The following is a 6,067-nucleotide window of genomic DNA, read 5'->3' as shown; positions in this document are numbered from 1 at the left end:
CTTGTCCTGATTTAAATTTAATCCACTATATAGTCGAATATCTAAAAACCGTAACGGCGTTATCAGTTATAATAAAAGGCTGACGCAAACCCGCACGGAGCCGTATCATGTATCACTACAAATCCGAAGCCACCCAATTCCTCGACAAACTCATCGAAGACAATCCGCAGCTGGAAACACAACGCCTTGAAAACCGCCATCTGCTGTGGGATGTCGAGCTGAACCCTCAAGAACAAAAAGAATTCGAAGCCGCCAAAATCGCCAAAAAACCTTATACCTACTACCAAGACTGACGGCCAAACGGCATGACCACCCAGACACACAATATCAATCCGGTGCTGCAAGACTACCTCAACAGCATCGGCGAAAAAGAGCATCCTGCCCTGACCGCCCTGCGTTCGCGCACGCAATCCCACCGTTTAGGGAAAATGGCGATTGCCCGCGAACAGGCAGCCTTGTTGACTTGGCTCGCGCGCCTGCTCAAAGCCGAAAAATATCTGGAAATCGGCGTATTTACCGGTTACAGCAGCACCGCGGTCGCCCTAGCCCTGCCCGAACACGGCAAAATTACCGCCTGCGACATCAACGTCACCTTTACCGATATCGCCCGCGAAACTTGGCAGGCAGCGCAAGTCGCCCATAAAATCACCCTCCACCTCCAGCCAGCGCTGCTGACCTTGGACGACTTGATAAACCAAGGCGAATCAGGCAGCTACGACTTGGCGCTGATCGATGCCGACAAACCGCCGACCCCGCAATATTTCGAACGCTGCCTGCAACTGGTCCGCAGCGGCGGCGTTATCGCCATCGACAATGTCCTGCTGAACGGACGCGTCATGGGCGAAACAGAACGCGATGCACCACCCAGCCTAAACATACTCCAATCCTTCAACCGCAGCCTGCCCGACGATTCCCGCATCGTACCCATTACCCTGCCCGTCGGCGACGGTCTGACTTTGCTGCTTAAAAAATAAAATGAACAAAACCCTTCCCATCCTGTTTGCTGGCATCCTCCTACTCAACGCCTGCGCCTCTACCTCCCCTAAACCCAAATCCGGCGACACCTTCATGTTGCCCGACATTCCCACCGCCGCAGCCGAATCCTCCGCCATTCCCTATCCCGATTTGAACACGATGACCCAAATCGAACGCTTGGGTATGCAGGTCGAACGTTTGGAGCGCGAGATGGAAAACACCAACCAGCGCCTGCAACAACTCGAAAAACAAAACAAAACCCCGCGTCATGCCAATAGAAAAGTGCCCGCCCAGCGTTTGGACGACCAAAAGCTCAAAAGCACCTATCTGGCAAACGGCGGCACCGCGCCTTCAGAAGCCGACTCCGCCAACCAAAACGAAACCCATCTCTACAATCAAGCCCTCAAATACTATCAGCGCAATAATTACGCCGCAGCCGCCGCAGTCTTAAAAGGAGCAGACGGCGGCAACGGCAGTGAAAGCGCTCGACGCAATATGTATCTATTGCTGCAAAGCCAACAGCGTATGGGCAACTGCGAATCCGTCATCGAAATTGGCGGCCGCTTCGCCAACCGCTTCCGCAACAGCCCGCAAGCGCCCGACGCGCTCTTCAGCATCGGGCAATGCCAATACAAGCTGCAACAGAAAGACATCGCCCGCAACACATGGCGCAAACTGATACAGAGCTACCCCGGCAGCGCCGCCGCCAAACGCGCAGCCGTCAGCATCAAGCAACGATAAATTTTCAGACGACCTCCCATACTCAAAGGTCGTCTGAAATCATTCATTGAATAACGTTTTATACACTAGGAGCAAATATGGCCAAAATCGGCATCATCATGGGCAGCAACAGCGACTGGCCCGTTATGCAGCAGGCAGCGCAGTTTCTCAAAGAATTCGGCGTTGAATACGAAGCCCGCGTCGTGTCCGCACACCGCACCCCAGATTTAATGTTTGAATACGCCGAAACCGCCCGCGAACGCGGCATCAAAGCCATCATCGCGGGTGCAGGCGGCGCGGCACACCTGCCCGGCATGGTTGCCGCCAAAACCACCGTCCCCGTATTGGGCGTTCCCGTGCCCAGCAAATACCTGCGCGGCGAAGACTCCCTGCTCTCCATCGTGCAAATGCCCAAAGGCGTTCCCGTCGCCACCTTTGCGATCGGCGAGGCAGGCGCCGCCAACGCCGCCCTGTTCGCCATCTCGCTGCTTGCCAACGAAGACCCCGAGCTGGCGCAAAAACTTGCCGATTTCCGCGCCAAGCAGGAACAAACCGTTTTAGACATGGAACTGCCCGAAGCATAAGTATCAAGGTCGTAGGGAAGGTCGTCTGAAAGGCAAATAGAAATCTTTGCATTCTGACGACCATACCAGCTTCACTTTTTACATTGTGCGCGACAATTGCTGGATATAACTGCTAATCTGCGTCAGTTCCAAAACAAATATTTTTAATTACATTTAAATTAGAAGAAAATTTTTTATAGTCATCCTGAATTTTCAATACTAAAGAATTTAATTCAGCATATAACTCATGACTGAAATTTATATTTATATTTCTTTCTTTGCCAACTAACTCCTCCATATTTAGTATATTATTTTTCTTAAATTTCATATTCAAGATATTATTCTTCTTACTTATCTCAGCAGTAAGTGATTCAAAATTTAATTCGTCTTGATTATTATCTGAGACAAATTCTATAAAATCCAATAAATTGCCATAGTCTTCTTCACCGGCAATATATAGAGACAGACCATTTCCAAAATTGATATAAAAACCAGAATCAATATAGACTTGACCACACTGATTAAATTTCCCTAAATACAGAAAATTAAATTCCCAATTTATCTCAAAATAGAAATTATATTGATTAAGTGAAAAATTATATGTACTATTTAAATTCATTATTTCCTTTATCCTTTTATAACTTGAAGATTTAAATAACCTAAAGATTTAGCTATCTTTCTAACTTTATCTTCCATTATTCCTGTTTACCCCATTTTCAGACGACCCTGTTTCATCACACAACCCTCTGAACAACAATGAACAAAACTTTTGCATTTATCCTGCTCTCCGCCTTGCTCTGCGCCTGTCAAAGCCCAAGCAAACCGACCCAAGCGACTGAAGCAGTCCCCACCCGACAAGTACAAGCCACAACGGGCAATCTGATTATTTTCTACGATGAAGGCATCGGCTCAGGTTCATTGATGAAGGCAGTGAAAGATTCCGGCGCAAGTTTGGTTTACGAATACAAAAACCTGCACGGAATTGCCATTCGTCCATCAGCCAAAACCAATATTCAAGATGCTATTGCCTATTTCCAAAAGGTAAACGGCGTGTTGTCAGTCGAACAAGACCGACTGATGAAACTTCAATAAGATTCAGCAGTTAAATCAGCACACCTTTTGGAAGCCGATTATGTTTGAAGCTTTTATGATAGACTGATTTTTTAGTTTACAATGTATATTACCTATTGCCTTCCTTTCAGGCAGGAATACGTTATAAAAAATACATAGAAAAAATAAAACGAATGGGAGCATGATGGCAAACCGTATTTTCAGTATAAAATCCATAAAACCAATTAATTACCTCATTTTATTGCTACTTATTTCGTTTTCATTTCTCCTTAATACTGATGAATTTTACATCATAGACTATATAACTGATGGGGATGTCTATAATTTATCCGATTTACAAGGCGAAATAAACGACAACCCAATGATTATTAAATTATTTTTAATAATAAACAATATGTCCATTCTATTCTTTCTATTAGGAAGAAAGTTTATTGGCATTTTCTGTTTCATCCTTACAGCGTATTTTTTTGTCCATTTAATAGGCGACCTAGATTTATTGTTTCATATCATTTACTCAAGTATAAAACTTAAAAATTTATGGCTGATTTTAATACTCGTTTTGTATTTTTTACTGTGTTTGATTAACCTTTTTCCCCTGTTCGGTTCTGTGAAAAAATAAAAAAAGGTCGTCTGAAAACCCAAAATCCATCCGGTTTTCAGACGACCTCTTTGCTTTTAAATTCAAATCAAACCATTTAAGCTCAAATCGTACCGCTGCCTTGCGCTTTCGGTTTGGCGGCACCGAATTCCAGTTTGCTCAAGGCGGAGAGGTAGGCTTTGGCAGTAGCGACCAAAACGTCGGTATCTGCGCCCTGACCGTTGACGACGCGGTTGCCGCGTGCCAGACGGACGCTGGTTTCGCCTTGGCTTTCCGTGCCTTGCGTTACGGCGTTGACGGAATAAATCTGCAAAGTTGCGCCGCTTTGTGCCACACTCTCAATCGCTTTGAAAATCGCATCGACAGGGCCGGAGCCTGTGGCGGAAGCGCGTTTTTCTTCGCCTTTGATGCTGAACACGATTTCGGCATGCGGCTCTTCGCCGGTTTCGGTGCTGATTTTTTGGGAGATGAATTTGTAGCTTTCCGCATTCATACTGCCCATTTCATCGGACACCAGCGCGTGCAGGTCTTCATCGAAGATTTCGCGTTTTTTGTCGGCGAGTTCTTTGAAGCGGGCAAACGCGGCGTTCAGCGCCTCTTCGCTTTCCAATTCGATACCCAAATCCGCCAGCTTGGTTTTGAAAGCGTTGCGGCCGGACAATTTGCCCAAGCTCAGGCGGTTTGCCGCCCAGCCGACCGACTCGGCGGACATGATTTCATAGGTTTCACGATGTTTCAGCACGCCGTCCTGATGGATGCCTGATTCGTGCGAAAACGCATTCGCGCCGACAATGGCTTTATTGGGCTGCACGGGATAGCCGGTGATGGTGGAAACCAGTTTGGACGAAGGCACGATTTGGGTGGTGTCGATGCCGGTTTCCAAGCCGAAAAGGTCGTGGCGCACTTTCAAAGCCATTACGATTTCTTCAATCGAAGCATTGCCTGCGCGTTCGCCCAAACCGTTGACGGTACATTCCACCTGGCGCGCGCCGCCTTTGAGCGCGGCTAGTGAATTGGCGACTGCCAAGCCCAAATCGTTGTGGCAGTGTGCCGACCAAACGACTTTGTCGCCGTTGGGCGTTTTGGCGATGAGTTCGCGGAAAAATTCTTCGGTTTTGTGGGGAATGGAATAGCCGACGGTATCGGGAATGTTGATGGTGGTCGCGCCTGCTTCAATCACCGCGCCGCAGATTTCGGCAAGAAAATCGATTTCCGAACGCAACGCGTCTTCGCAGGAAAACTCCACATCGTCAGTGTATTCGCGCGCGATTTTGACCGCTTTGACGGCCGCTTCGATAACCTGTTTCGGCTTCATCTTCAGCTTGTACTCCATATGGATCGGGCTGGTGGCGATAAAGGTGTGGATGCGTTTTTTCGGCGCGGGTGAGACAGCTTCGCCCGCCTGACGGATGTCGCGTTCGACGGCGCGAGACAATGAACAGACCGTTGATTTGGTGATGGTTTTGGCAATCGCATTCACCGCTTCGAAATCGCCCGGACTGGCAGCGGCAAAACCCGCTTCGATGATGTCCACACCCAATTTCTCCAATTGGCGTGCCACACGGATTTTCTCCTCTTTGGTCATGGCGGCACCGGGCGACTGCTCGCCGTCGCGCAGGGTGGTATCGAAAATAATTACGCGGTTGGTCTGTGTCATTTCAGTTCTCTCCAGAGATTCGTTTTTTTGTAAAAAAGCATTTAAATCCAGCGGTCTGCCTTGCGCTTCCGCCAGCGCGGTCAGCTTTTGCAGTTGCGCCAAAGGCAGCGACCCGCGGGTGCGCCATTTATAGATGGCGGCAGTCGTCGCGGCATTTTCGGGATCGTGCTGTTTTAACGCCTCAGCAAGCGCATTCACGCCGCCGAAATAAGCAACTAAGCGGTCAATGTCTAATTGCATGATGTTCCTTGTCCAAACCTTATTGAAATTATTGTTTGCATTGGGAGGGGATTATACGCATTTTAGACAAAACGACAATCTATTTTTATAAAATTACGAATTTTCTTTTTAAATTGGATTATTTTTATACATTTTGTCTAATTTAGTTTAAGCATCCAAGCATGAAAAGGCAGAACAATCATACCTGCCGCGAGATAATAAACAGACATCACGAGACCTTTGCAAAATCCCCCAAAATCCCCT

7 protein-coding genes are annotated in these 6,067 nt (G+C 47.6%); 5 read left to right on the top strand and 2 right to left on the bottom strand.

The features are described 5' to 3' along the window. The first annotated feature begins 107 nt into the window (after positions 1–107). The 4 genes from HMPREF2572_RS00275 (at position 108) to purE (ending at position 2,279) form a co-directional block, all read left to right on the top strand. Positions 108–293, top strand: coding sequence for a DUF3460 family protein (locus tag HMPREF2572_RS00275; protein WP_070495306.1), 186 nt, complete (start codon positions 108–110; stop codon positions 291–293). 12 nt (positions 294–305) lie between these two features. Further along, on the top strand, positions 306–974 hold the full coding sequence (locus tag HMPREF2572_RS00270) for a class I SAM-dependent methyltransferase (RefSeq protein ID WP_070495304.1): 669 nt from the start codon (positions 306–308) through the stop codon (positions 972–974). Position 975: 1 nt separating this feature from the next. Next, a complete protein-coding gene (locus tag HMPREF2572_RS00265; protein ID WP_070495302.1) occupies positions 976–1,716 on the top strand; it encodes a tetratricopeptide repeat protein in 741 nt (246 codons plus the stop codon). Between the two features lie 77 nt (positions 1,717–1,793). Further along, a complete protein-coding gene (purE, locus tag HMPREF2572_RS00260) occupies positions 1,794–2,279 on the top strand; it encodes a 5-(carboxyamino)imidazole ribonucleotide mutase (protein ID WP_003743250.1) in 486 nt (161 codons plus the stop codon). 112 nt (positions 2,280–2,391) lie between these two features. On the opposite strand, the gene HMPREF2572_RS00255 is transcribed toward purE, so the two are convergent. After that, positions 2,392–2,877, bottom strand: a complete 486-nt coding sequence (locus HMPREF2572_RS00255; protein WP_070495300.1) for a hypothetical protein — start codon at positions 2,875–2,877, stop codon at positions 2,392–2,394. A 137-nt stretch (positions 2,878–3,014) separates the two neighbouring features. On the opposite strand from HMPREF2572_RS00255, the gene HMPREF2572_RS00250 reads away from it, so the two are divergent. Further along, the gene (locus HMPREF2572_RS00250) at positions 3,015–3,350 is read left to right on the top strand and encodes a hypothetical protein (RefSeq protein WP_070495298.1); all 336 of its coding nucleotides are present in this window, start codon (positions 3,015–3,017) and stop codon (positions 3,348–3,350) included. A 680-nt stretch (positions 3,351–4,030) separates the two neighbouring features. Here HMPREF2572_RS00250 and HMPREF2572_RS00240 read toward each other — a convergent pair. Continuing rightward, entirely contained in the window at positions 4,031–5,824 is a 1,794-nt protein-coding gene (locus HMPREF2572_RS00240) for a 2-isopropylmalate synthase (protein WP_070495294.1), read from the bottom strand. Positions 5,825–6,067 lie beyond the last annotated feature (243 nt).

This window comes from Neisseria sp. HMSC064E01 (genome assembly GCF_001808875.1).
In the GTDB taxonomy this organism is placed as follows: Bacteria; Pseudomonadota; Gammaproteobacteria; order Burkholderiales; family Neisseriaceae; genus Neisseria; species Neisseria sicca_A.
Note: the sequence above shows the minus strand (reverse complement) of the source record. Positions and strands in the feature narration are given on the sequence as shown.